Annotated in this window: 4 protein-coding genes; 2 read left to right on the plus strand and 2 right to left on the minus strand. The window is 74.2% G+C overall.

The window, feature by feature from the left end; all coding sequences use genetic code 11:
- Window positions 1-54: 54 nt before the first annotated feature.
- Together C1I97_RS32710 and C1I97_RS32715 are read left to right on the plus strand one after the other, a co-directional pair.
- A complete protein-coding gene (locus C1I97_RS32710; RefSeq protein ID WP_111006656.1) occupies window positions 55-816 on the plus strand; it encodes a helix-turn-helix domain-containing protein in 762 nt (253 codons plus the stop codon).
- Between the two features lie 16 nt (window positions 817-832).
- Window positions 833-3,268, plus strand: coding sequence for a Scr1 family TA system antitoxin-like transcriptional regulator (locus tag C1I97_RS32715; RefSeq protein ID WP_111006657.1), 2,436 nt, complete (start codon window positions 833-835; stop codon window positions 3,266-3,268).
- Between the two features lie 22 nt (window positions 3,269-3,290).
- On the opposite strand, the gene C1I97_RS32720 is transcribed toward C1I97_RS32715, so the two are convergent.
- Both C1I97_RS32720 and C1I97_RS32725 read right to left on the minus strand, forming a co-directional pair.
- Entirely contained in the window at window positions 3,291-3,782 is a 492-nt protein-coding gene (locus tag C1I97_RS32720; protein ID WP_111006658.1) for a flavin reductase family protein, read from the minus strand.
- A 76-nt stretch (window positions 3,783-3,858) separates the two neighbouring features.
- On the minus strand, window positions 3,859-4,132 hold a 274-nt coding region (locus tag C1I97_RS32725; protein WP_258382844.1), incomplete at its 5' end, for a peptidoglycan-binding protein.

A 4,132-nucleotide genomic window follows, 5' to 3' on the forward strand; every position in this document is an offset into this window, starting at 1 on the left:
GCTCCAGCTGGCTGACCCGGCGCCGCCCCCGCCGACCGGGTCGGTGCGGGCCCACTGCTGCGGGCCTGGCGGGAGCGGCGCCGGGTCAGCCAGCTGGAGCTGGCGCTGCGCGCCGGCTCCTCGGCCCGGCACATCAGCTTCATCGAGACGGGCCGGTCCCGGCCGAGCGAGGAGATGGTGCTGCGGCTGGCGGAGCACCTCCAGGTGCCGGTGCGGGAGCGCAACGCGCTGCTGCTGGCCGCCGGTCACGCCCCGCGCTATTCGGAGACCCCGCTGGACGACCCGGCGCTCGGCGCGCTGCGCGAGGGGCTGGAGCGGCTGATCCAGGGCTACGAGCCGTATCCCGCGCTGGTGGTCGACGCGACGTACGACGTGGTGACCGCGAACCGGGGCATCACCCTGCTGCTCCAGGGCGTCCCGGAGTCGCTGCTCGCGCCGCCGCTGAACGCGATGCGGCTGACCCTGCACCCCGAGGGGCTGGCGCCGCGCATCCGCAACCTGCGCCAGTGGCGCGGGCATCTGCTCGCCCAGATGGAGCGGCAGATCGCCCTGCACCGGTCGGCCGCGCTGCGGGAGCTGTACGAGGAGGTGGCGGCCTACCCGGTGCCGGAGAGCGGGACGGAGGAGACGGCGGACGACATGTCGTACGTCGCGCTGCCGCTGCGGATCGAGCACGAGGGGCGGGTGCTGTCGTTCGTGTCCTCGATCTCCACCTTCAACACGCCCATGGACGTCACGGTGGCGGAGCTGGCGATCGAGACGTTTCTGCCCGCGGACCCGGCGACGGTGAAGTACCTTCAATCGGTGGCGACTTGAGGAGAGGCGGCGTGGCGTGAGTGAGCGGCGGCCCGCGCCCACCGTGGGCCAGGTGGTGCTCGGAAGACGGCTGCAGGAGTTACGGGAGGCGGCCGGACTGGGACGTGAGGAGGCCGCACGGGTGCTGCGGGTGGCGCCCGCGACCGTGCGGCGGATGGAGATGGCCGAGGTCGCGCTGAAGATCCCGTACGTGCAACTGCTGCTGACCGCGTACGGGGTGGGTGCCAAGGAGACGGCCGGGTTCGTGAGGCTGGCCGAGGAGGCCAACCGGCCGGGCTGGTGGCAGCGCTACCACGACGTGCTGCCGGAGTGGTTCAGCCTGTACGTGAGCCTGGAGGGGGCGGCCCGGCTGATCCGCTCCTACGAGCCGCACTTCATGCCCGGACTGCTGCAGACGGAGGGCTACGCGCGCGCGGTACTCGAGGCCGGGACGGTCGGGCAGCGGGGGCCGGAGGCGGTCGAGCGGCACGTGGCGCTGCGCATGGACCGGCAGCGGCTGCTGGAGCGGGTGGACCCGCCGCACCTGTGGGTGATCGTCGACGAGACGGTGCTGCGGCGGCCGGTGAGCGTCCGGGGCGAGGTGATGCGCGAGCAGCTGGACAAGCTGCTGGAGTACGCCGAGCGGGACCGGGTGACGGTGCAGGTGGCCGAGTTCGCGGACGGCCCGCACCCGGGGACGTACGCACCGTTCTCGCTGTTCCGCTTCGCCGAGCCGGAGCTGCCCGACCTGGTCTACACGGAGTATCTGAGCGGCGCCCTGTACCTGGACTCGCGCACGGAGGTCTCCCTGCACCTGGAGGTCCTGGACCACATGACGGCGCGAGCGGCGTCGGCCGAGCGCACCCGGAAGCTGCTGCGCGGCGTGTCCCGGCTGTGCGCCGCCCGGCTGCGCGCCTTCGCCGACCGGCCGGAGCCCGCCGCGGGCAGTGCCGTGGACGGAGTCCACGCCCTGTTCCAGGCCCTGCCGGGCATGACGCTGCTGCTCACCCCGGTGCGGTCGCCGTCGGGCGAGGTCGAGGACTACCGCATCGACGCCGCCACCGCGCACACCGCCGACGTGGTCGGCCGCAGCGGAGGCGAACTGGCCGACCGACGGGTCCTGGAGTGCTGGCCGGCCGTCGCCCAGGAGCCGCTGTGGCAGGGCTGGCTGGACACGCTCACCACCGGGGAGCCCTACGAGGGCGAGCCGTTCGCGCAGCAGGAGTTCACGGACGGCGGCCAGGAGCTGTCCACGTACTCGATGCGGGCCGCCCGGCTGGGCGACACCCTGGTGGTCACCGTGGTGCGGCACGGCTCCTCCGACCGGCAGGAGCAGCGCCTGGCGGACCTGCAGCGCCTCGGCCGGCTCGGCTGGGCCACCTGGAACCTGGTCACGCGCGAGGCGACCTGGTCCTCCCAGGTCTACGCGCTGTTCGACCGCGACCCCGAGTCCGGCCCGGTCCGCCTGACCGATCTGCCGGACCTCGCCCTGCCCGAGGACGGGCCCGCGCTCGCCCGGGTCGTGCGGGAACTGCTCACCGAGGGCAAGCCGTTCGACACGTCCTTCCGGATCGGTACGGCGGCCGGGGTGCGGCATCTGCGGGCCGTCGCCGAGGCCGTCCCGGACGCCGAGGGCACACCGGCCCAGGTGCACGGCTTCGTGCAGGACCTCACCGCGCAGCGCAGCGCCGAACTCGCCCTGGTCGAGAGCGAGCGGGCGATGCTGGCCCAGCACGGAACCCTGCAGGCCGAGCGCATGCTGGCGGGCCGGCTGCAGCACGCGCTGCTGCCCCTGCCACGCCGGGCAGTGCGCCTGGCGGGACTGCGGGTGGACGTGGCCTACCTGCCCGCCCAGTCCGGGATCAACGTCGGCGGTGACTGGTTCAGCGCGATCGAACTGCCCTGCGGCGACGCGCTGTTCGTGATAGGCGACGTGGCCGGGCACGGCATCGACGCGGTGGCCACCATGGCCCAGCTCCGCTTCACCGCCAAGGGCATGCTCTTCACCGGTTCCTCGCTGACGGGCGCGCTCTCCCGGCTGAACACCCTGCTGATCCACTCCCGTGACGCCCACGGCACGGCCACCCTCGTCCTGGCCCGCTACAAGCCCGCCGAGCACCTCCTGACCTGGGCCCAGGCGGGCCACCTGCCACCGCTGCTGCTACGCCGGGGCGAGCCCCGCTACCTCGAGCGCCCGCGCGGCATGCTGCTCGGGGCGACCGAGCACCCGGTGTTCGAGGAGGCGGAGTGCCGGCTGGAGCCGGGAGACCGGCTGCTGCTCTACACCGACGGCCTGGTCGAGCGGCCCGGCGAGGGCATCCAGCGGGGCCTGGCGCGGCTCGCCGAGGCCGTCTCGGCCCACCGCACCGACACCCCCGGCTCGCTGGGACCGCTGCTGGCCGCGATGCTGGAGGGCGAACGCCGGGACGACGTCTGCGTCCTGGACATCCGGGTGCCCACGCGGCAGGCGTAGGACCGGCCGGGCACCGGGCGGATCAGTCGACCGGGTGCCCGGGCGGGATGTCGAGTGCGTCCTGAAGCCGCAGCGACGGCCCGCCCGGGCCGTCCGCGCCGCCCGACTCCACGGGATCGAGTACGAAACCCACGTGGTCGCCCGCGTCCAGGCGCAGCACCACCCGGCCGACGAACCACGCCGGCACGTCCTGGAGCACGACGGCCCCGCCGCGCCGCTCCGTCCAGCGCACGCCCGCGAACTTGTCCACGCCGTCGTCGCCGGTACGTCCCCCGAACAGGGCGGCCAGCGCGTGCTGCCGCCGGGTGAGCAGGTGCACGGCGAGGTGGTCGGCCTGCTCGGCCACCCGGAAGGTCCGGTTGACCTTGGACAGCCACACCACGAACCGCGGCGGCCGGATGGAGCACTGCGAGGCGAACCCGACCAGGCAGCCGGCGCGCTCCCCGCCCGCCGCGGCCGTCACCACGCACATGTCGGGGTCCAACCGGTCGATGAACGCGTTCTGGCCCGTCATGCCCGTCCCGCTCCCTCCGTCCGCCGCGGCCGCCGGGTGGCACCGGTTCGGCACACCCCGGTGACGTCTTCCCGTCTCACCCGTCGTCAAGCGTCGTACGGGACTCCAGGGCGCGGCGGGTGTCGTCGCCGTAGACACCCGTCTCGTCGCCGCTGATGCCGTACCAGAGCTGGAAGCGGGCCACGGCCGCCTTCAGTGTGCTGTCGTAGTGGCCGCCGGTGGAGCCGTCGCGGTAGACGTCCGGGACGCGCAGGAGGCGTTGCTGCAGCTCGGCGACGTCCGGGCCGGTGCCGCCCTCGCGCAGGGTGCCGGGGCCGTCCGGGTCGGCCGGCACGGTGGCGGTGACCGTC

The organism is Streptomyces sp. NTH33 (genome assembly GCF_003236365.1).
In the GTDB taxonomy this organism is placed as follows: domain Bacteria; phylum Actinomycetota; class Actinomycetes; order Streptomycetales; family Streptomycetaceae; genus Streptomyces.